Origin of the sequence: Streptomyces sp. NPDC047981, from assembly GCF_040653315.1 — a bacterium.
In the GTDB taxonomy this organism is placed as follows: Bacteria; Actinomycetota; Actinomycetes; order Streptomycetales; family Streptomycetaceae; genus Streptomyces.
The window spans coordinates 130818-152771 of the sequence record NZ_JBEZNQ010000002.1; the positions used below are offsets into that span (position 1 = coordinate 130818).

The 21954-nt window shown below is 74.0% G+C and carries 15 protein-coding genes; 7 read left to right on the forward strand and 8 right to left on the reverse strand.

Annotation, left to right across the window (positions count from 1 at the left end):
• Positions 1–85 precede the first annotated feature (85 nt).
• A complete protein-coding gene (glgX, locus tag AB0E14_RS02490) occupies positions 86–2341 on the forward strand; it encodes a glycogen debranching protein GlgX (RefSeq protein WP_362410657.1) in 2256 nt (751 codons plus the stop codon).
• A gap of 15 nt (positions 2342–2356) precedes the next feature.
• Here glgX and AB0E14_RS02495 read toward each other — a convergent pair whose 3' ends face one another.
• The 4 genes from AB0E14_RS02495 to AB0E14_RS02510 are packed head-to-tail and all read right to left on the reverse strand — an operon-like array spanning position 2357 to position 6020.
• Positions 2357–3007: a response regulator transcription factor gene (locus AB0E14_RS02495; RefSeq protein WP_362410660.1), complete on the reverse strand. Its 651-nt coding sequence runs from the start codon at positions 3005–3007 to the stop codon at positions 2357–2359.
• Positions 3000–4298, reverse strand: coding sequence for a sensor histidine kinase (locus tag AB0E14_RS02500; RefSeq protein ID WP_362410663.1), 1299 nt, complete (start codon positions 4296–4298; stop codon positions 3000–3002). Before AB0E14_RS02500 ends, AB0E14_RS02495 begins: the two co-directional genes overlap by 8 nt.
• Before the next feature lie 40 nt (positions 4299–4338).
• Positions 4339–5118, reverse strand: a complete 780-nt coding sequence (locus AB0E14_RS02505; protein ID WP_362410666.1) for an ABC transporter permease — start codon at positions 5116–5118, stop codon at positions 4339–4341.
• Complete coding sequence (locus tag AB0E14_RS02510) at positions 5115–6020, reverse strand: ABC transporter ATP-binding protein (protein WP_362410852.1); 906 nt, start codon at positions 6018–6020, stop codon at positions 5115–5117. Before AB0E14_RS02510 ends, AB0E14_RS02505 begins: the two co-directional genes overlap by 4 nt.
• 174 nt (positions 6021–6194) lie before the next feature.
• Between AB0E14_RS02510 and AB0E14_RS02515 the strand changes: the two genes are divergently transcribed.
• The 6 genes from AB0E14_RS02515 (at position 6195) to AB0E14_RS02540 (ending at position 15245) form a co-directional block, all read left to right on the forward strand.
• Positions 6195–8114, forward strand: a complete 1920-nt coding sequence (locus AB0E14_RS02515) for an ABC transporter ATP-binding protein (RefSeq protein WP_362410669.1) — start codon at positions 6195–6197, stop codon at positions 8112–8114.
• Positions 8111–9988: an ABC transporter ATP-binding protein gene (locus AB0E14_RS02520; protein ID WP_362410672.1), complete on the forward strand. Its 1878-nt coding sequence runs from the start codon at positions 8111–8113 to the stop codon at positions 9986–9988. Before AB0E14_RS02515 ends, AB0E14_RS02520 begins: the two co-directional genes overlap by 4 nt.
• 48 nt (positions 9989–10036) lie before the next feature.
• On the forward strand, positions 10037–10297 hold the full coding sequence (locus AB0E14_RS02525; protein ID WP_362410675.1) for a hypothetical protein: 261 nt from the start codon (positions 10037–10039) through the stop codon (positions 10295–10297).
• A gap of 402 nt (positions 10298–10699) precedes the next feature.
• Positions 10700–12727: a M4 family metallopeptidase gene (locus AB0E14_RS02530; protein ID WP_362410678.1), complete on the forward strand. Its 2028-nt coding sequence runs from the start codon at positions 10700–10702 to the stop codon at positions 12725–12727.
• A 75-nt stretch (positions 12728–12802) separates the two neighbouring features.
• The gene (locus tag AB0E14_RS02535) at positions 12803–13456 is read left to right on the forward strand and encodes a response regulator transcription factor (protein WP_362410682.1); all 654 of its coding nucleotides are present in this window, start codon (positions 12803–12805) and stop codon (positions 13454–13456) included.
• Positions 13457–13664: 208 nt separating this feature from the next.
• Positions 13665–15245: a histidine kinase gene (locus AB0E14_RS02540; RefSeq protein ID WP_362410684.1), complete on the forward strand. Its 1581-nt coding sequence runs from the start codon at positions 13665–13667 to the stop codon at positions 15243–15245.
• 7 nt (positions 15246–15252) lie between these two features.
• Here AB0E14_RS02540 and AB0E14_RS02545 read toward each other — a convergent pair whose 3' ends face one another.
• The 4 genes from AB0E14_RS02545 to AB0E14_RS02560 form a co-directional block, all read right to left on the reverse strand.
• Complete coding sequence (locus AB0E14_RS02545) at positions 15253–16470, reverse strand: alginate lyase family protein (protein ID WP_362410686.1); 1218 nt, start codon at positions 16468–16470, stop codon at positions 15253–15255.
• A gap of 115 nt (positions 16471–16585) precedes the next feature.
• Positions 16586–19198, reverse strand: a complete 2613-nt coding sequence (gene glgP, locus AB0E14_RS02550; protein ID WP_362410689.1) for an alpha-glucan family phosphorylase — start codon at positions 19196–19198, stop codon at positions 16586–16588.
• 141 nt (positions 19199–19339) lie between these two features.
• A complete protein-coding gene (locus tag AB0E14_RS02555) occupies positions 19340–20683 on the reverse strand; it encodes an FAD-dependent monooxygenase (RefSeq protein ID WP_362410692.1) in 1344 nt (447 codons plus the stop codon).
• The gene (locus tag AB0E14_RS02560; RefSeq protein WP_362410695.1) at positions 20680–21840 is read right to left on the reverse strand and encodes a monodechloroaminopyrrolnitrin synthase PrnB family protein; all 1161 of its coding nucleotides are present in this window, start codon (positions 21838–21840) and stop codon (positions 20680–20682) included. The genes AB0E14_RS02555 and AB0E14_RS02560 overlap by 4 nt, the downstream gene beginning before the upstream one ends.
• Positions 21841–21954: the final 114 nt, after the last annotated feature.

The following is a 21954-nucleotide window of genomic DNA, read 5'->3' on the forward strand; positions in this document are numbered from 1 at the left end:
TGGGAGGACCCCGTGCGGGGAGCCGTGGCCGGGACGCCGCGGGGCCGCGCCGCGCGGGGCCCGACGAGCCGCGGGAGGCCGACAGGTGTCGAGCGCAGCCGAGCAGAAGGCGGAGGCGGTACGGGACGGCGGGGGGCTCTCGGCCGCCCCGGAACGGGCCCGCCCGCCCACCGGGTGGCCGGGCCCGGTGTGGCCGGGCGCGCCCACGCCGTTGGGGGCGCGCGTCCGCAGCGGGCCCGACGGCGTCACGGGCACGAACTTCGCGCTGTGGGCCGGCGGGGCGGAGGCCGTCGAGCTCTGTCTCTTCGACGCGGACGGGGCCGAACGGCGGCTCCCGCTGACCGAGCTGACCCACGAGATCTGGCACGGCTTCGTGCCCGGGGTCGGTGCCGGGCAGCGGTACGGATTCCGGGTGCACGGCCGCTGGGACCCGTGGACGGGCGCCCGCTGGAATCCGGCGAAGCTGCTCCTCGACCCGTACGCGCGGGCGGTCGACGGGGCCAAGGGCAACGACTACGGAGCGCTGCCGCCGGAGGTGTACGGGCATGTCCGGGACTGGCCGCAGCAGCATGTGGCCGACACCGTGCGCGACGACCGTGACTCCGCCCCGTACGTGCCGAAGGGGGTCGTCGTCCTGGACGACGACGACTGGGCGGACGACCGCAGGCCGAAGACGCCGTGGCCGGACTCGGTCATCTACGAGCTGCACGTGAAGGGGTTCACGCAGCTGCACCCGGGCATCCCCGAGGAGCTGCGCGGCACCTACGCGGGGCTCGCCCACCCGGCGGCCGTCGAGCATCTCGTACGGCTCGGGGTGACGGCGGTGGAGCTGCTGCCGGTGCACCAGTTCGCGCACGAGGACCATCTGCTGCGGCGGGATCTGCGCAACTACTGGGGGTACAACTCCATCGGCTACTTCGCCCCGCACGCCGCGTACTCCTCCTCGGGGACCACCGGGCAGCAGGTCGGCGAGTTCAAGCGGATGGTGCGGGCGCTGCACGCGGCCGGGATCGAGGTCATCCTCGACGTCGTCTACAACCACACCGCCGAGGCGGGCGAGCTGGGACCGACGCTGTCCCTGAAGGGCATCGACAACCGGGGCTACTACCGGCTCCAGTCGGACGCCCGCCGGTACGCCGACTACACCGGCTGCGGCAACACCCTGCACGTCGTCCAGCCGCAGGTGCTGCGGCTCATCACCGACTCGCTGCGGTACTGGGTGACGGAGATGGGCGTCGACGGCTTCCGTTTCGACCTGGCGGCGGCGCTGGCCCGCTCGATGCACGACGTCGACATGCTCTCCCCGTTCCTCGCGGTCATCGCCCAGGACCCGGTCCTTCGGCGGGTGAAGCTGATCGCCGAGCCCTGGGACGTCGGCAACGGCGGCTACCAGGTGGGCGCGTTCCCCCCACTGTGGACGGAGTGGAACGACCGCTACCGCGACGCCGTACGGGACTTCTGGCGCGGCGCCCTGCCCGATGTGCGCGACCTCGGCTACCGGCTCTCGGGCTCCAGCGACCTGTACGCCTGGGGCGGGCGGCGGCCGTACGCCTCGGTCAACTTCGTCACCGCCCACGACGGCTTCACCCTGCGGGACCTCGTCACCTACGAGCGCAAGCACAACGAGGCCAACGGGGAGGGCAACCGGGACGGCACGAACGACAACCGGGCCTGGAACTGCGGGGCCGAGGGCGAGACCGACGACCCCGCCGTGCAGTCGCTGCGGCTGCGCCAGCTGCGGAACCTGCTGACCACGCTGCTGCTGTCGACCGGGGTGCCGATGCTGGTCGCGGGCGACGAGATGGGGCGCACGCAGGGCGGCAACAACAACGCCTACTGCCAGGACAACGAGACGAGCTGGCTGGACTGGTCGCTGCCCGAGGACCCAGGACGGCGCGAGCTGCTCGCCCTGACCCGGCGGCTGCTCGCGCTGCGGCACCGGCATCCGGTGCTGCGCCGCCGCGCGTTCTTCTCCGGCCGCCCACAGGGCGCGGACGGGCTGCGGGACCTGGCGTGGTTCACGGCGGACGGCACGGAGATGACGGAGTCCGACTGGTACGCGCCCGCGGCCACGCTGGGCCTCTACCTCTCGGGCCGGGACATCCCGGGGCGGGACGAGCGGGGCGAGCAGGTCACCGACGACAGCTTCCTGGCGATCCTGCACGCGGGCCCGCGCCCGGTGGAGTACCGGCTGCCGGGACCGCCGTGGGCGGAGTCGTACGAACTGGTCCTGGACACCGCCCTGGAGGACCAGACGCACGCCCCGGAGACCGTGTACGCGGGCGGGGCGACGGTGACGGTGGGGGCGCGGTCGGTGTGGCTGCTGCGGGTCGGGGGGTGAGGCGGGGCCGCCCGGTCAGGCGCGGCCCAGGATGCCGCGTTCGTACGCCAGCGCGACCGCCGCGGCCCGGTCCTTGGCGCCGAGCTTGGCGTAGATGTGCGTCAGATGGGTCTTCACGGTCGCCTCGCTGATGAAGAGCTCGGCGGCGATGGCACGGTTGGAGGTGCCCTTGGCGACGAGTTCGAGGACCTCGCGTTCGCGGGCGGAGAGCGGCTCGTCGGCGGGGGCCGCGGGGGTGCGGACGCGGGAGACGAGGCGGCCGGCGACGGCGGGCGAGAGGACCGTGCGCCCCTCGGCGGCGGCCCGGACCGCCGCGAACAGCTCCTCGCGCGGGGCGTCCTTGAGGAGGTAGCCGGTGGCGCCCGCCTCTATCGCGGGCAGGGTGTCCGTGTCGGTGTCGTACGTGGTGAGGACGAGGACCCGGGAGCGGGCGCCGCGCCGGGTCAGCTCGGCGATGGCGTCGACGCCGTTGCCGCCGGGCATCCGCAGGTCCATGAGGACGACGTCCGGGTCGAGGCTCAGGGCGAGTTCGACGCCCTGGACACCGTCGGCGGCCTCGCCGAGGACGCGGAACCCCGGGTCGGCGGTGAACATGCCGCGCAGGCCGTCCCGTACGACGGGATGGTCGTCGACGATCAGCAGGGTCGTGGGGGTGCGGTCAGCCATGGTGCACCAACGGTACGCGCGCGGAGACCGCCGTGCCCTCGCCGGGGGAGGTCTCCAGGGTGACGCGGCCGGCGAGGCGTTCGGCCCGGGCGCGCATGCCGTCGAGACCGAAGCCGCCGCCGGTGGTGCGGGCGGGGACGGCGCGCGGGTCGAAGCCGCGCCCGTCGTCCCGTACGTCGAGGGTGATCTCGTCGCCCATGTACGAGAGGGTGACGCCGGCCCGGGTGGCGCCGGAGTGCCGTTCGGCGTTGGCGAGCGCCTCCTGGGCGATCCGCAGGAGGGTGGCTGCGACCTCCTCGTGGGTGGGTTCCTCGGTGCCGGTGACGGTGAACCGGGCGGTGATGCCGGTCCGTTCGGACCAGGCGGCGACCGACTTCCTGAGCGCCTCGGGGAGCGGGTCGTGCTCCAGGGCGGCCGGGCTCAGGTTCTGCACGGAGCGGCGGGCCTCGCCGAGGCTGTGCCGCGCGAGGTCGGCGGCGCGCTGGACGTGGACCCGGGCGAGATCGGCGTCGGGGGTGGCGGTGACGACCTGGAGCTGGGCGATGATGCCGGTCAGGCCCTGGGCGATGGTGTCGTGGATCTCGGCGGCGAGCCTGCGCCGCTCGTCGGCGACCCCGGCCTCGCGGGCCTGCAGGAGGAGCTGGGCCTGCAGGGCGGCGTTCTCGGCGAGGGCCTGTTCCAGGCGGGCGTTGGCACGGGCGAGTTCGGTGATGGTGGCGGCGCGCTCGGCGGCCTTCACGGCCTCCCGCGTCCCGAGGTGGGAGAAGCCGATGGCGAGGCAGGCGTTGAGCGCGAACAGGCCGCCGAAGGCGACCCAGACGACGGGCGTGCGGGGCGGGAGGCCGCCGGACTGGGATCCGGCCATGATGACGGCGGTGACGAGGAGCCCGCCGCGGACCAGCCGGCGGGGCAGCAGCTGGGGGCCGTCGAAGTAGCCGATGGTCGCGTGGACGGCGAAGAAGGGGTTGAGCCAAGTGAGCGCGAAGGCCAGGGCGGTACGGACGGTGAAGTAGACGGTGGACGCCGGGCCCGGGGCGCCCAGGAGGAGCGGGCCCCCGCCCGGCTCGGGCGCGGGCTCCGGGGGTGCGGGGGCGCGGCGGCGGTGGACGTCCCAGCCGACCTGGACGGCGAGCGTGGCGGCGACCAGGGCCGCGGCGGCGGTGGCCTCCGTACCGCTCATGGCGATCGCGTCGGCCGTCGTCGCGGCGAGGACCGCCGCGAGGGCGAGCAGGCCGTACGGCCCCCAGCGGAAGAACTGGCGCCAGCGCTCCTCGACCGTCGTCGTGCCCATCGCGGCCCCTCCCCCGTCTCCCCGTGTCGGTCCGCGGCCGTCACTCCCAGCGGAACCAGCGTGCCGCCGTGCCGGTCAGGACGACCGTCCACAGGGCCATCACCCCCAGCGCGGCCCAGGCGGTACCGGCGCCGGCCGCCGCGGTGTCGAGGGCCTGGGAGGCGGCGCCGGAGGGCGTGAACCGCACGATGTCGCGCAGAGTATCCGGCATGGCCTGGACGGGGAGCCAGACTCCCGCGGTGAACATCGTCGGGAAGAAGACGGCCGTTCCGACGGCGGTGGCGATCTTCTGCGTACGGGACACGGCGCAGACGGCGGCACCGAGCGCGAGTCCGCCGGCGACGGCGAGCAGCAGCGCGAGGGTGTACCCGCCGAGTTGCCGGGGCAGCCGGACGTCGAAGGCGAGGCGGCCGAGGGCCATGACGAGCGTGCCGGAGACGAGGGCGGCGGCTCCGTGCAGGACGATCTGGGCGGTCAGGAGGGAGGCCGGGCGGACCGGGGTCGTGGACATCCGGCGCAGGATGCCGCGTTCGCGGTAGCCGGCCAGGACGGGCGGCATGGCCTGGATCCCGGCCATGATCACGGCGAAGAGGACGGCGACGGGGACGTACAGGTCGACCAGGCGCCGGCCGCCGAGGTCGGCGGATACCTCGCGGAAGGACGGGATGGAGCCGAGGATCGTGAGGAGGACGGCCGGCGAGACCATCATCCAGAACAGGGAGCCCGGTTCCCGGGCGAAGAGCCGGAGTTCGGTGCGCAGGACGGCGGCGGTGGCGGAACGGTTCGCCCGGGGCGTGGCGGTGGTGGTGGCGGTGCTCACGGCTGGTCGGCTCCTGTCAGGTCGAGGAAGGCGTCGTCGAGGGTGGCGTCGGCGACCCGGAGTTGGCGGGCGGTGACGCCCCGGCGGGCGAGGAGGGCGACGAAGGCGTCGACGGTCGCGTCCGTGCCCTCGACGACGGTCCGACCGTCCCGGGTCTCCACCGCGGCCGCCTGTGGCAGGGCGCGCAGCTCGGCCGGGTCCAGCGGGGTCCCGGCGGCGAAGGAGATGACCTTCGCGGCGGTGGAACGGCCGATCAGCCCGTCGGGGGTGTCCAGGGCGGCGATCCGGCCCTTGTCGACGACGGCGATCCGGTCGCAGAGACGCTGGGCCTCCTCCATGAAGTGCGTGACGAGCAGGACGGTCACCCCGGAGGCCCTGACGTCCTCGATGAGCGACCAGGTGTCGCGTCGGGCGCGCGGGTCGAGACCGGTGGTGAGCTCGTCGAGGACGACCGCGCGCGGGTCGCCGATCAGGGCGAGCGCGATGAAGAGCCGCTGCTTCTGCCCGCCGGACAGCTTCCCGAACCGGTTCCCCAGCTGCGCTTCGAGACCCAGGCGCTCGACGAGCCCGCGCCAGTCGGCGGGCCGTTCGTAGAAGGAGGCGTACAGCTCAAGTGCCTCGCGGACGGTGATCTTCGGCTGGAGCTCGCTCTCCTGGAGCTGGACGCCGAGGATCCGGGTGACGTCGGCATGGCGCGCGACGGGGTCGAGCCCGCCGACCCGCACGGTCCCTGCGTCCGGGGTCCGCAGCCCCTCGACGCACTCCACGGTGGTGGTCTTGCCAGCACCGTTGGGGCCGAGGATCCCGAAGATCTCGCCCTCGTCGACGGTGAAGGAGACCCCGTCGACGACGACCCTGTCGCCGTAGGCCTTGCGCAGGCCCTGTACTTCGATCATTGGCATCGACATGGCTCAAGGCTCGCGCCGCCGGGCGCGGCGCGGCATCCGCCATCGCGCTCGACCTCCGGTCAACCGATCGGTTGATGGCCGGTACGACCTGCGGGTCTCCGGTGCGACCGCCCGGTGGCCGGAAAACCACATGAGCGGTGTCAGTGGTGAACCGTAGGCTCGCTCGTGATGCCCGGAAAAGATGCAGTCACCAAGAAGTCCGCCGTGCGGAACCTGCTGCGCCTGTGGCCGTACGTGCGCCCGGTCCAGGGGCGGTTGGGCTCGGCCGCCGTGGTCGCGATCGTCGCCTCGTGTCTGTCGCTCGTCATCCCGCTCGTCCTGAAGTGGATGGTGGACGGGCCCGTCGCCGCCGGGGATCCCGGCGGGGTGTGGCTCGGGGCGCTCTATCTGCTGCTCCTCGGGATCGCGGAGGCGGTGCTCTTCGGCTTCCGGCGGTGGCTCGTGGCCCGGCCGCTGGCCGGGGTCGAGGCGCGGATGCGGGCGGATCTGTACGGCCGGCTGCAGCGGCTGCCGATCGCCTTCCACGACCGCTGGGCATCGGGCCAGCTGCTCTCGCGCGGCACGACGGATCTGATGCTGGTCCGGCTCTTCCTCGCCTTCCCGCTGACCTTCCTGATCGTCAACGGCGTGACGATCCTGGCCGGTTTCGTCCTGCTGCTCGCGCAGGACTGGACGCTCGGGCTCCTGCTCCTGACCCCGGTGATCCCGCTGGTCGTGCTCTGCTCGCTCTTCGAGGCGCGGTACGCGGTCGTCGCGCGCCGGGCCCAGGACCAGGTCGGCGATCTGACGACCGTGGTCGAGGAGAGCGTCCTCGGCATCCGGATCGTCAAGGGCTTCGGGCGCCACCGCAGCCAGGCCCTCGCGTTCCGGGCGCTCGCGGAGCGGCTGCGCGGCACGGAGCTGGTCAAGGCCCGGCTGCTGGCCGGGATCTGGGCGCTCATCACGATCATCCCCGAGCTGGCGATCGGCGCCGCGCTCGTGCTCGGCACCGTCCAGGTGGCCGACGGGCAGCTGTCGGCGGGCACGCTCGTCGCCTTCCTGTCGACCGCGCTGGCGCTGCGCTGGCCGGTGGAGTCGATCGGCTTCCTGCTGGCGATGAGCCAGGAGGCGGCCACCGCGACGGAACGGTACTTCGAGGTGATGGACGCGCCGGAGGAGGCGTCGAGCGAGGCGTCGGGAGAGGCGTCGGGGGCGGGCAGCCCGGCCGGCGTCGCGGTGTCCGGCGCGCGGGACGGGGGCCGTGACGGAGCGCGCGAGGGTGCGGCACGGGACGGGGGCCGTGACGGGGCGCCGGACGGAGGCCGCGACGGGGCGCCGGACGGCGTCACCGGCGCCGTCCGGGACGGCGTCCGGTTCGAGAGTGTCACCTTTCGGTACCCGGACGCGCCCCCGGGCTCTCGGCCCGTGCTCGACCGCGTCGACCTCCACATCCGGCCCGGCGAGACCCTCGCCCTGGTCGGCGGGACCGGTTCCGGCAAGACGACCCTGACCGCCCTCGTCCCGCGGCTGCACGAGGCGACCGGCGGACGGATCCTGCTGGACGGCGAGGACATCGCGCTCATGGCGCGGGAACGGCTGCGCGGACTCGTCGCGACGGCCTTCGAGGAGCCGACGCTCTTCTCGGCGACCGTCGGCGAGAACGTCCTGATGGGCGCCGCCGACGCGGCCGGCGAGCCCGAGCTGTGGCGCGCGCTCGCCGTGGCCCAGGCGGAGGGCTTCGTCGCGGCGCTGCCCGAGGGCGCGGACACCCAGGTCGGCGAGCAGGGGCTGAGCCTCTCCGGGGGCCAGCGCCAGCGCCTCGCGCTGGCCCGCGCGGTCGTCGGCCGGCCCCGCTTCCTGGTCCTCGACGACCCGCTCTCCGCGCTCGACGTCCACACGGAGGCGCTGGTGGAGGCCGCGCTCCGAGAAGTGCTGCGCGACACCACGGCCCTGGTCGTGGCCCACCGTCCTTCGACGGTCCTGCTCGCCGACCGGGTGGCGCTCCTGTCGGAGGGCCGGATCGCCGCGGTGGGCACCCACCACGAACTGCTGCGGAGCAACGCCGAGTACGCCTGGCTGATGTCGGGCGAAGGGGCTGAGGGACGATGACGGATCCGAAGAAGTCCGCGAACAGCGGCGGTACGCAGGCCGACGACGTCGCCGGGACCAGCGGCGGCGCCGCGCAGGCCGGCGACCCCTTCGACCAGGACGATCTGCCGACCGCCCCCGGCGCCACCGGGGCCCTGCTGCGCTCGCTGCTCTCCGCGCACCGGGCGCGGGTGGCCGTCGCCGCGCTCCTGCTGCTGCTCCAGCAGGCGGCCCTGCAGGCGGGGCCGTTGCTCGTCGCGTACGCCATCGACCGGGGCGTACCGGCCCTCAGGGACGGGGACTACGGCCCGGTCGTGGCCGTCGCCCTCGGGTACCTGATCTGCGCGCTGGCGGGCGGGTTCTTCCAGTACGTCTTCCTGCGCCGGGCCGCCCGCGTCAACCAGGACGTGCTGCTCGATCTGCGCGGGCGGATCTTCCGCCACGCGCAGGTGCTGAGCGTCGACTTCCACGAGCGGTACACCTCGGGCCGGCTCATCTCCCGGTCGACCACCGACGTGGAGTCCCTGCGCGAGCTGCTCTCCGAGGGGCTGCAGGAACTGATCGCGGTCGTCCTGGCGTTCGTCTACATCTCGGCGATGCTGCTCTGGCTCGACCTGGGGATCGGCGCGGTCGCCGTGGCCTCCTTCGTCCCGCTGTACCTGCTGGTACGGCTCTACCAGCGGCGTTCCGCGGTCGTGTTCGCCGAGCGGTCCACCGCCATCGCGGGCGTGATCGTGAAGTTCGCGGAGACGATGAACGGCATCCGGCCGGTGCGGGCGTTCCGCCGGGAGCGGGCCAACGAGGCCGAGTTCGCCGGGCTCAACCACCGGCACGAACGCTCCAACGGCGACGCGCTCCTGGAGATGGCGCGCTATGTCATCGGCTCCCGGCTCGTCGCGAACACGGCCGTGGCGGGGATGTGCCTCTGGGGCGCGTACCGGGTCGCGGGCGGGACGCTGGAGCTGGGGGTGCTGGCGGCGGCGGTGCTCTACATGCGGCGGCTGTACGACCCGATCGACCGGCTCGGGATGTTCCTCAACTCCTACCAGTCGGCGGCCGCCTCGCTCGGCAAGATCGCGGGCCTGCTGGCGCAGGAGCCCGGTGTCCCCGAGGCCGCGGCGCCGAAGGAGCTGCCGGCGAGCCGCGGCGGGCGCCCCGGCCGCGAGGTCGTCTTCGACCGCGTGCGCTTCGCCTACCGGACCGGCGGCGAGGTGCTCCCACGCTTCGACCTGACGATCCCGGCCGGGCAGACGGTCGCCGTGGTGGGCGCCACGGGCGCGGGCAAGTCGACGCTCGCCAAGCTGCTCGCCCGGTTCTACGACCCGACGGAGGGGCGGGTGCTGCTCGACGGCGTGGATCTGCGCGAGCTGGCCACGCCCGAACTGCGGCGGGGCGTGGTGATGGTGACGCAGGAGGCGTTCCTGTTCTCCGGGACGGTCGCCGAGAACATCGCGATCGGGCGGCCGGACGCGAGCCGGGAGGAGATCGAGCGGGCCGCGAAGGCGATCGGCGCGCACGACTTCATCGCGGGCCTTCCGGACGGCTACGACACGGACGTACGCAAGCGCGGCGGCCGGATCTCGGCGGGCCAGCGGCAGTTGGTGGCCTTCGCCCGCGCCCTGCTCGCCGATCCGGCGGTGCTGATCCTGGACGAGGCGACCAGCTCGCTGGACGTGCCGGGGGAACGGGCGGTGCAGCGCGCCATGGACACGGTGCTCGCGGGCCGTACGGCCGTGGTGATCGCCCACCGCCTCTCGACGGTCGAGATCGCGGACCGGGTCCTGGTGATGGAGGCGGGGCGGATCGTGGAGGACGGCACGCCCGGTGAACTGAGCGGCGGCGAGGGGCGGTTCGCGGGGCTGCACCGGGCCTGGCGGGACAGTCTCGTGGGGTGAGACGCTCTCCTCGCGGGGTGGCTTCGGCACGGACGGCGGGGGGCCGGCATGGCGGGGACGAGCTGGGCGACACACGAGTGCCGGTGCGGTCATCCGCGCTTCCGGCACGGCGAGCCTGCGTTCTCGGGCGCCTGCGGGACGTGCGACGACTGCCGCCGCTTCTCGACGGCGCCCGCCGCGCACCAGGAGACGTGCGCCTGCGGCTGGTGTTCGTACCAGGGGCTGTCCGAGCGCGAGGTGCGCAAGCCCCACCCGAGCTGCCCGAACCAGGACCCCGACTGCATCGGCATCCACCACCTCGACGGCTGAGGAGCGGTGCCGCCGGAACCCGTCCGGCCCGGCCGGCCCGGCGGCGACAGGGTCGTAACAAGCCATGCCGTGGCGTGAACCCGGGGGTGGCCCGATGCCGTCGCGGAGCGGTCGGCGGACGGGCGCGGAAGCGGTCCCGTGTCGCGGTCGCCCTCCGTACTCCGGCCTCGGCGAACGGCGGACGGCGTCCGCTCCATGATCGATGAAACGTCCGGTTAACGAACTCGGGGGTTCGGGCTCCGGACGATTTCCGGCCAAGTTGTTGACGCGCTCCTGACAGATCGCGGTCACGGCTGCCACTCTCTCCCCGTCTCGTATGACAGTTCGTGCTCCACAGCTCTGTTTGCACTGCCCGGTCGACCCACCCAGTCGCCCGGTACCCCCCTCGCAAAAGGAGTCTGCGTGAGATCCACGCCCAGCCGTCGCGCCACCGCGACCGGCGCTCTGATCGCCGCCGCCGCCATGATCGCGGTCGGCGTCCAGACCGGTTCCGCCACCGCCGCCGACCCCGGCCTGCCCGTCGCCCCCAAGGCGCAGGCCGCCGGACAGGCCAACCCCGGCAAGCTCCCGGCGGACCTCTCCCCGGCCCAGCGCACCGCGCTGATACGCGCCGCCGACGCGGACAAGGCGGCCACCGCCAAGTCCCTCGGGCTCGGCGCCCAGGAGAAGCTCGTCGTCCGCGACGTGGTCCAGGACCGCGACGGCACGACCCACACGCGCTACGAGCGCACCTACGCCGGACTCCCGGTCCTCGGCGGCGACCTGGTCGTCCAGGAGACCAAGGCCGGCGTCACGCAGAGCGTCACCAAGGCCTCGCGCGCCGAGCTGAAGAACGTCGACACGACCGCCGACGTCGCCCCGGCCGCCGCCGAGAAGCAGGCCGTCGCCGAGGCCAAGGCGGAGGGCTCCAAGGAGAGCGCCGCCGAGCGCGCGCCGCGCAAGGTCGTCTGGATGGCGCAGGGTTCGCCCGTCCTCGCGTACGAGACCGTCGTCGGCGGCCTCCAGCACGACGGCACGCCGAACGAGCTGCACGTCGTCACCGACGCCACCACCGGCAAGAAGCTGTACGAGTGGCAGGCCGTCCACACCGGCACCGGCAACACCCAGTACAGCGGCCAGGTGACCCTCGGCACCGCGCCGTCGTACACGCTGACCGACACCGGGCGCGGCAACCACAAGACGTACAACCTCAACCGCGGCACGTCCGGCACCGGAACGCTCTTCTCCGGCTCCGACGACATCTGGGGCGACGGCACCCCGCAGAACCTGGAGACCGCGGGCGCGGACGCGCACTTCGGCGCCGGGGTCACCTGGGACTACTACAAGAACGTGCACGGCCGCTCCGGCATCCGCGGTGACGGCGTCGGCGCGTACTCCCGGGTCCACTACGGCAACGCGTACGTCAACGCCTTCTGGCAGGACTCCTGCTTCTGCATGACGTACGGCGACGGCGCGGGCAACACCAAGCCGCTCACCTCGATCGACGTGGCCGCGCACGAGATGACGCACGGCGTCACCTCCAACACCGCCGGCCTGGTCTACAGCGGTGAGTCCGGCGGTCTGAACGAGGCCACCTCCGACATCTTCGCGGCGGCCGTCGAGTTCTACGCCAACAACGCCCAGGACAAGGGCGACTACCTCGTCGGCGAGAAGATCGACATCCGCGGCAACGGCACCCCGCTGCGCTACATGGACAAGCCGAGCAAGGACGGCTCGTCCAAGGACGCCTGGTACTCGGGCATCGGCTCGATCGACGTCCACTACTCCTCGGGCCCGGCGAACCACTGGTACTACCTGCTCTCCGAGGGCAGCGGCGCCAAGACCATCAACGGCGTCAACTACGACTCCCCGACCTCGGACGGCCTGCCCGTCACCGGCATCGGCCGGGACAAGGCGTCGCTGATCTGGTTCAAGGCCCTCACCACGAAGTTCGGCTCCAACACGAACTACGCGGGTGCCCGTACGGGTACGGTCGCGGTCGCCACCGAGCTGTACGGCGCCGGCAGCCCCGAGGTCCTGGCCGTCGAGCACGCCTGGGCCGGCATCAACGTGGGCTCGCGCCCCGGCGGCGGCAACCCGGGCGGGAAGGTCTTTGAGAACACGGCCGACGTGTCCATCCCGGACAACGGCGCCGCGGTGACCTCCACGGTCAACGTCACGGGTGTCACCGGCAACGCGCCGTCGACCCTCAAGGTGGACGTGGACATCGTCCACACCTACCGCGGTGACCTGATCGTCGACCTGGTCGCCCCCGACGGCTCGGTCTACAACCTGCACAACCGCTCGGGCGGCAGCGCCGACAACATCGTGCAGACCTACACCGTGAACGCCTCCTCGGAGGTCGCCAACGGCGCCTGGAAGCTCCGCGTCCAGGACCGGGCCGCGATCGACACCGGGTACATCAACAGCTTCAAGCTGACGTTCCCGTAAGCCGGCAGGCACGTACGGCGGCCCGGACGGACTCGTTCCGTCCGGGCCGCCCCGCGTTCTGCATAGGCTGGCCGCATGATCAGGGTGCTGCTCGCGGACGACGAGGCGATGGTGCGGGCCGGGGTGAAGGCGATCCTCGCCGCCGATCCGGGGGTCGAGGTGGTCGCCGAGGCGGGGGACGGGCGGGAGGCCGTGGAGCTCGCGCGACGGCATCTGCCGGACGTGGTCCTGCTCGACATCCGGATGCCCCGGCTCGACGGGCTCGGGGCGGCGGAGGAGCTGCGGCGGGTGGTCCCGGACGCGGCGGTCGTGATGCTCACGACCTTCTCGGAGGACGCGTACATCGCCCAGGCCCTCGGCTCGGGCGCCGCGGGCTTCCTGCTCAAGTCCGGTGACCCGAGGGAACTGCTCGCGGGCGTACGGGCGGTGGCGGGCGGGGCCGCGTTCCTCTCCCCCGAGGTCACCCGCCGGGTCATCACCCATCTCCCGACCGGCCGGCTCTCGCGGGCGGCGGAGGCGCGCGAGCGCCTGGACCCGCTGACGGTCCGGGAACGCGAGGTGGTCGCGCTGGTCGGCGCGGGCCTGTCGAACGCGGAGATCGCGGCCCGCCTTCACGTCGTCGAGGGCACCGTGAAGGCCCATGTGAGCGCGGTCCTGTCCCGGCTCGGCCTGCGCAACCGGGTCCAGTTGGCGATCCTCGCGTACGAGGGGGGCCTGGTGGAGGGCTGACGAGGCGCGGCCCCGGCATCACGCCCGAGCGACCGGGCGACCGGGCGTCCGAGCCGCCGAGCGTACGAGCCGCCGAGCGCCCGGGCGGCCGAGCCCTTGAGCCGCCTGAGCCCTGCGCCCCCGGCCCCTGAGTCGCCGGGCCGCATGCCCGCGCGACCCCCGACTTTCGTCCGGGGCGCCGGGTCTCGTCGTCCGGCAAGCTGGACGGATGCGCCGTGAACGACTCCGGGACCTGCTGCTCGACCTGGGCCTGTGGGGGCTGCTCGCCACCCCCGTGCTGCTGCGGCTCGATCCGAACGACGGCGGCTCGTGGGGCCAGGTCGTCGTGGGGGTCGTCGTGCTCGGCGCGGCCGTGGCCTGCTGCCGGGCCCTGCCGCTGGTCTCGCTCGGCCTCGCCGTCGCGCTCAGCCTGGCCACGTCGCCGGAGCTGTTCACCCCCGCGTACGCGCTCGCGCTCGTCGTCCTCGGCTATCTCGCCGGGCGGCGGCAGCAGAAGCCCCTCTGGGCCGCCCCGGCTCTGTTCGCCACGGTCGCGGCGCTCGGCTTCGCGCTCGTCCCGCTCTCGGACGGGAACGTCTCCCAGGGGTTCACCGTCGTCCTCGTCCTGGCCCTCGCGATCGTGGCGCCCTGGCTGACGGGCCGGTACGTGCGCCAGTACGCCCGGCTCGTGCGGGCCGGCTGGGAGCTGGCCGTCCGGATGGAGGCCGAGCAGGCGGCCGTCGCGGACCGGGAGCGGCTGCGGGAGCGCTCGCGGATCGCGGGCGACATGCACGACTCGCTCGGCCACGACCTCGCGCTCATCGCGCTGCGGGCGGCCGCCCTGGAGGTCGATCCGGCGCTCGGCACGCGGCAGCAGGCGGCGGCCGGGGAGTTGCGGCTGGCCGCTGCCGACGCGACGGCCCGGCTGCGGGACATCATCGGGGTGCTCCGTGCCGACGAGGAGGAGCGGCCGGGCGCGCCGGCGGCCCCCGTCGGGGAGACGGTCGAGGAGGTCGTGGAGCGGGCCCGGGCGTCCGGTCTCGGGGTCGAGCTGACGCGACGCGGGCCGGACGGCACGACCCCGCCGATGGTCGACCGCGCGGTCCACCGCCTGGTGGTGGAGTCCCTCACGAACGCGGCCAAGCACGCGCCCGGGGCCACGGTCCGGGTCGCCGTCGAGCGCGCGGCGGACACGGTCACGGTCGCCGTCTCGAACGGGCCCGCCGACGGGCCCGCCGACGGGTCCGCCCCCGCCGCATCCGACGGACCGGCCGACGGCGGCCCCGCCGCCTCCGGCGGCTCCGGGCTCGTCGGGCTGGACGAGCGGGTGCGTCTGGCGGGCGGGCGGCTGAGCCACGGGGCGCGGGCGGTCGGCGGGTTCGTCGTGCGGGCGGTGCTGCCCCTGGAGCCCGGTGCCGCCGCCCCCGCGCCGGCCCCCGCGCCCACCTCCGTACGGGAACGGGACCGGGCGCGGCGGGAGGTGCGGCGCGGGCTCGCCCGGGCGATCTGGATCCCGCTCGCGCTGGTCGGCGCGCTCGGCGTCGTGATGCTCGCCTTCGGTCTGTGGACGCAGTCCCGGTCCTTCCTGGACCGGGACGACTTCGCCGATCTCCGCGTGGGCGCACCGCTCTCCGCCGACTCCGACGAGCTCCCGCCGCACCCGCTGGACGGGCCGCCCGCGACCGCCCCGGCCGAGCCGCCCGGCATGGCCGGCTGCCTGTACTACCGGGCGACGCTGACGGCCTCGGTGCCCGTCTACCGGCTCTGTCTGGTCGACGGGCGCCTCGCGGACAAGGCGGTCGTGGGCTGAGGCCGGGTCAGTTCGGGTTCCCCGCGTGGGTCAGGGTCTCCCAGGAGACGAAGTAGTTGTCGGTGCCGGAGGGCCGGTGGGACTCGGTGTACGCCTTGGTGTTGGTCATCCCGATCCCCATCCGGCCGTTCAGCGCGTTGTACCCCATCTCCGTCACCCGTCCGAGGCCGAGCTGCACCGACCCGCCGCAGAGCCAGGACGGGACGGCCGTGCCGTTCTCGTACTTGGTGTGGAAGCCCAGCGCGTGCCGCAGCCGCTCGGAGACCTGGGGGTAGAGGTCCGCGCCCTGGATCCGGCTGGTCTCGGCGGTGTGGACGGCGGCGGCGAGGCCCCAGCCGGTGTGGCCGAAGTCCCGGCAGGTCTCCTGCGAGATGCCGTCGGCGAAGGTGGACTGGCCCTGCCAGTACTTCACGATCTCGTCACGGGTGTCGATGGAGCTGTTCGGCGGCGGCTTGGGCGTGGAGCCGTCCGAGGCCAGGTAGATGTAGGCGGGGACCCGGCCGAGGTAGGTCCTGACCGCCTTGTCGTAGGCCGCCCGGTCCTCCAGGTGGACCGCGATGCCGATCGCGGCCTCGGTCATGATGAGTTCCCAGTTGCCGTTCTTGGTCGCGGCGCCGTTGATGACCTCGGGCAGGTAGACGTTCCGCAGCATCGTCGCGAAGCGGCCGGAGTTGGTCCAGCTCCCGGTGTACGTGTACTTGATGATCTCGGCGGCCCGGGGCCAGGAGGAGCCGGCCCAGCCGGTCTGGAGCGGGGCGTTGGAGTTGGTGTGGTCGGTGATCACGGCCGACCAGGCGTCCATGATCTCGATCGCCTTCTGGGCGTGCCGGGCGTCGCGGGTGATGTACCAGGCGAGCGCCTGCGTGTAGGCCGCGACCGCGTCCTGCCGTTCGTCCGTGCAGCCGTGGTTGGGGTTGGACGAGGAGCCGCACTCGACGATCGCGCGGGGCTTGGGCGCCCGGCTCAGGGAGGCGTACGGACTCGCCGTCATCTGGTCGTACGCGGCCTTCCAGGGCTGCGCGCCCGCCTGCACCTTCGCTCGTACGAAGTCGAGTTGGGGGCGGGAGACGACGACGCCGGGGTGGGTGAAGGTCGCCGGGGCGGCGGCCCGCACGGGGGCGGCCGGCACGGGGGCGGCCGGCTGCGGTGGGCCGGCGAGGGCCGTCGGTGCGACCGTGACGGCGACGGCCGCCGTGAGGGCGAGGACCAGGGCTCTGAGGCGCATGTGGGGGGTGCCTTTCGTTCCTGTGTGTGAACGCCGGACGGAGGATTGAACTCCGCGTCGAACGTGGAACGTAGAGGCACCCCATGGACACGTCAAGACCCTGGTCCAGACCACGTCACCTCAGGAGCACCCCGGCCCCCTCCCCCGTGCACTCCGTCGGCAGGGTGACGAGACCCATCTCGGCCGCCGAGGCGAGCAGCGGGTGGGCCGGCAGCACCCGGACCGTACAGCCGAAGCAGCCCGTGCGGTCCAGGACGAGGGAGCCCTCGTAGAGCTGCCTGCCCTCCAGGTCGGGGCCGCCGACCGGCTTCAGCACACAGATCCGGGTCTCCACGAGCGCGTCGTCCGGGGTCACCCGGCCGGCCACCGCCTGCACCTCCACGTCGTCCGGGCCGAGTTCACCGAGGGCCACCCGGACCCGTACCGCCGTCGTCGCGCCCAGCTCCGCGTCGGCCAGGTCCTCGTCCAGCTCGCCGATCTCGATGTGGTCGAGGGCCACCTTCGGCCAGCCGCCCCGCACCCGGGACTTCCAGCCCGCCAGCTCCCGCGCGGCCGCCGGGGCGAGCGCGCGGTGGGCCAGGGCCGCCGGGGCGTACAGCTTCTCCACGTACTCCCGCACCATGCGGTCGGCGAGCACCTTCGGGCCGAGGTCCCGCAGCGTCCTGCGGACCATCTCCGTCCAGCGGACCGGCACGCCGTCAGGGCCCCGGTCGTAGAAGCGCGGCGCGACCCGGCGCTCGATCAGCTCGTAGAGCGCGGCCGCCTCCAGGTCGTCGCGGCGCTCCTCGTCGGTCGCCGCCGCCCCGTCGGCCGTGGGGATCGCCCAGCCGAAGTCCGACTCGAACCACTCGTCCCACCAGCCGTCCAGGACCGAGAGGTTGAGGCAGCCGTTCAGGGCGGCCTTCATCCCGCTCGTGCCGCAGGCCTCCAGCGGGCGCAGCGGGTTGTTGAGCCAGACGTCGCAGCCCGGGTACAGCTTGCGCGCCATGGCCATGCCGTAGTCCGGCAGGAAGACGATCCGGTGCCGCACCCGGGGGTCGTCGGCGAACCGCACCAGCTCCTGCACGAGCCGCTTCCCGCCGTGGTCGGCCGGGTGCGCCTTGCCCGCCACCACGAGCTGCACCGGCCGCTCGGGGTGGAGCAGCAGCGCCCGCAGCCGGTCGGGGTCGCGCAGCATCAGCGTGAGCCGCTTGTAGGAGGGGACCCGGCGCGCGAAGCCGATGGTGAGCACGTCCGGGTCCAGGACCGAGTCCGTCCAGCCGAGTTCGGCGGCCCCCGCGCCCCGCTGCCGCCAGGACGCGCGCACCCGTTCCCGTACCTCGGTCACGAGCTGTTCGCGCAGGGTCCGGCGCAGCTCCCACAGCTCCCGGTCGTCGGCCCCCTCGGCGCGGCGGCCGATCTCGGGCGCGGTCCAGGTCGGCGCGTGGACGCCGTTGGTGATGGAGCCGATCGGCACCTCCTCCGCGTCGAAGCCCGGCCACAGACCGCCGAACATCGCGCGGCTGACCGCGCCGTGGAGGGTGGAGACGCCGTTGGCGCGCTGGGCGAGCCTGAGGCCCATGGCGGCCATGTTGAAGAGCCCGGGCTCGCCGCCGAGCGGGGCCTCGTCGCCGAGGGCCAGGATCCGGCCGACGTCGACGCCGGGAAGCTCGCCGTCCTCGCCGAGGTGGCGGGCGACCAGGCTCCGCTCGAAGCGGTCGATGCCGGCGGGGACGGGGGTGTGGGTGGTGAAGACCGTACCGGCGCGGACGGTCTCCAGGGCCGCGTCGAAGTCCAGCTCCTGCCCGTGGGGCCCGTTCCCCGCGAGTTCGCGGATGCGTTCGAGGCCGAGGAAGCCCGCGTGGCCCTCGTTGGTGTGGAAGACCTCGGGCGCCGGGGCGCCGGTGAGCCGGCACCAGGTGCGGACGGCGCGGACCCCGCCGATACCGAGCAGCATCTCCTGGAGCAGCCGGTGCTCGCTGCCGCCGCCGTACAGCCGGTCGGTGACCTCGCGTTCGGCGGGGGCGTTGCCCTCGACGTCGGAGTCGAGCATCAGCAGCGGTACGCGGCCGACCTGCGCGGTCCAGATGTGGGCGTGCAGGCCCCGGCCGCCGGGCAGCGCGAGGGTGACCCGGGCGGGGGTGCCGTCGCTCTCGCGGAGCAGCGTGACGGGCAGTTCGCCGGGGTCGAGGACGGGGTAGTGCTCCTGCTGCCAGCCCTCCCGGGAGAGCGACTGGCGGAAGTAGCCGTGCCGGTAGAGCAGGCCGACGCCGACGAGCGGGACACCGAGGTCGCTCGCGGCCTTGAGGTGGTCGCCGGCGAGGATGCCGAGACCGCCGGAGTACTGGGGCAGGGCCGCGGCGACCCCGAACTCGGGCGAGAAGTAGGCGACGCCCGCGGGCAGCCGCGCGCCCTGTTCCTGCTGTTCCTGGTACCAGCGGGGGGCGCGCAGATAGTGGTCGAGGTCGTCGGCGGCCGCGCGCAGCCGGGCCAGGAACTCCTGGTCGGCGGCGAGCGCGGCGAGCCGGGCGGCGGAGACGGAGCCGAGCAGCCGGACCGGGTCGAGGTCGTCGGCGCTGCGGACGTCACCCGCGCGGCCCGCCTGGTCGGCGTGGTCGGGGTCGACGGAGCGGAAGAGTTCCCTGGTGGGGTCGTGCCAGGACCAGCGCAGGTTCCGCGCCAGGTCGGTGAGGGGTCGAAGGGTGTCGGGGAGGACGGGACGCACGGTGAATCGACGGATTGCCTTCACGCGTTCCACCTTCGCAGGCGAGTACGGAGCGGAGCCGACGCACCACGCTGTGCAGCCGGTCTGTGCATCCAACGAAGGTAGGTCACGCCCGCGCTCCCGGGCCACGGCGCGCGGGGGTCGTGCCGTGGCCCGGGAGGGGCGTCAGTGCGGCGCAGCGGCCGGAAGAACCGGTTCCGCGGGCCGTACGTCGTAGGGCGAGCCCTGGTTGACGGTGGTCGGCTCGGCGGCCCCGGTGGCGGCGTAGCGCTCGGCGATGTCGGCCAGTTCGGCGGCGGGGATCACCTGGTGGATGTCGGTGAAGCCGTGCGGGGCCCGCTGGTGCGCCAGGTTGATGACGACCTCGGGGCCGAGCCGGCGGCCCGCGCGCTGGAGTTCGGTGGTGACGGGCCTGCGGGCCGCTTCGTAGGCGGCGAGGGCCTCCGCGGGGTCGCGGTGGAGCGCGAGGGAGTGGGCGAGGGCGCGCGCGTCGAGGATCGACTGCGAGGCGCCGTTGGAGCCGATCGGGTACATGGCGTGGGCCGCGTCGCCGATGAGGGTGGTGCGGCCGTGGGTCCAGCGGGCCAGCGGCTCGCGGTCGACCATCGGGTACTCGTGGGCGGCGGTGGCGGCGCGGAGCACCTCGGGGACGCTGACGCCCCCGAACTCCCAGCCCTCGTAGTGGTGCAGGAACGTTTCGACCGGGACCGGCCGGTTCCAGTCGCCGAGGTACCTGTCGTCCGTCTCGCCGGCGGGCCGGGCGAGGGCCCAGTTGACGAGGACCTCGCGGAAGGGGCCCGAGGGCGCGCTCATCGGATAGACGACGGCCTTCTGCCGGTCGTCGCCCGCGATGAACATGAAGGAGCCCACCGACCGGGCTGGCATCCGGGAGACGCCCCGCCAGATCAGCGTCCCGTTCCACGGCGGCGCCCCCTCGCCGGGGTTGAGCGCCGCCCGGACCGCCGAGCGGATGCCGTCGGCGCCGACGAGGACGTCCGGTTCGAGGGAGGCCCTGCCCCGGACGGCGCCGTCGCGGTGGACCAGCTGGACACGGGGGCGGCCGTCGGCCAGCGGCTCCACCCCGGTCACCCGGACACCGCTCACCAGGGCGGCGGCGCCGAGCCGTTCCCGTACCGCCTCGGCCAGCACCTGCTGGAGGTGGGCGCGGTGCAGGGAGAGCTGCGGCCAGCGGTAGCCGGCGCCGAGACCGCGCGGCTCGCGGGAGATCAGGCCGCCGGAGCGGTGGTAGTAGCGCAGCTCCCGGGTGCGCAGCGCCCCGGCTTCGAGGCGGGGCAGCAGGCCCAGCGCGTCCAGTTCGCGGACGGCGGCCGGCATCAGGTTGAGGCCGGCGCCGACGGGACGGCTCTCGCGGACGGACTCCACGACGGTGACCCGGTCGAACCCCGCCGCGTGCAGGGCGAGGGCGGCGGTGAGCCCGGCGATGCCGCCGCCCGCGACCACGACATGGAGCAGGCCGGCGTCGGGGTAAGGCGGCGCGGCGGCGGTCATCGGACGCCTCCTCGCTGCGCGGCGGCGTGGGCTCCGTGGCCGGGCGTCCCCAGCGCGCCCTGCGCCGCGCGGCGCACGAGGGTGTCGTTGTCCCGGGTCAGGTCGAGGATCGTGCGCAGCAGGGCGACGGGCGCGCCGCCGCTGCCCTCCTCGTACAGCCGCACGTCCTCGGCGTAGGCCTTGCGGGCGATGCCGATGTGGCGGGCGCGGAAGGTCTTCAGGATCTTCAGGACCCGGCCGAGGGCGAGCGCGGAGGCGGCCAGCTGCGGGGGCAGCCGGTGGCCGCTCTCCCAGCTGACGGCGGCCGAGAGCTTGCTGACGGCGGACACCCCGCCGGCGTGCCGGGCGTGGAAGGCCCGCCAGGACGGCAGGCCGTACGGGACGGACTCGGCGAGGAACGCGTCGTACGCCGGGTCGGAGCGGTCGCACTGCCAGAGCGTCAGATCGACGAGCCAGAGCGGGACCTGGGCGGCGGCGGGTCCGAGGTAGGCGCGCCCGCCGATCTCGACCTCCTCGAAGTACGGCCGCAGGGTGAGCGCGAAGTACTCGGGGCTGACCTGGGCGACGGTGACGTCGATGGCGTCGACGATCGACTGGACGTGGTGCGCGATGCGGTCGAGCGCGACTGCGAAGCCCGGGTCGTACGGTTCGAGGCCCGCGAGCCGCCCGCAGCTGTCGAGGGCGGCGACCAGACCGGGGAAGGCCGTCCGGACGGCGTCCTGCAGCCGGGCCTCCATCGGATCGCCGGTGTAGGTGCGCCGGCGCGGGCCGAGCGGGTTCCACGTCGTGTAGTGGTGGACGGTGTCGCGCGGCACCATGTCGGTGCGCCGGGCCAGGAGTTCGAGGATCGGGAGGACCTCGGGCACGGCGGCCGCGGGCTGGATGCCGTGGCGTTTCAGCGAGCCGAGCAGGAGGCCGAGGTCGCGCATGGCCGCGAGCGCGTCGATCACGCTCCACTCGGCGGCCGCCTCCCGGTCCGGGACGAGGGCCCGCAGGGCGACGGTCAGCGCGGCCGTGTCACCGCGCTCGTTCATCCCCGGCACCGCCGCCAGCAGTGCGTCGGCGCCGAGCGGGTCGGCGGCGCGTATGTCGGCTATCCGGTACCGCGGATCGCCGCGTTCCTCCAGCCGGGGCGCGACGAGGTCGTACAGGGCCATGGGAATGCCCCCTCTGTCAGGGCGCGTTCGTCTCCGGGTACCGCGCGCGGACGTCGCCGGTCGCTCGCGCGCGGGCCCCTCGTTCCTCAGGACCTGCGCACGCGCTTCCGTCAC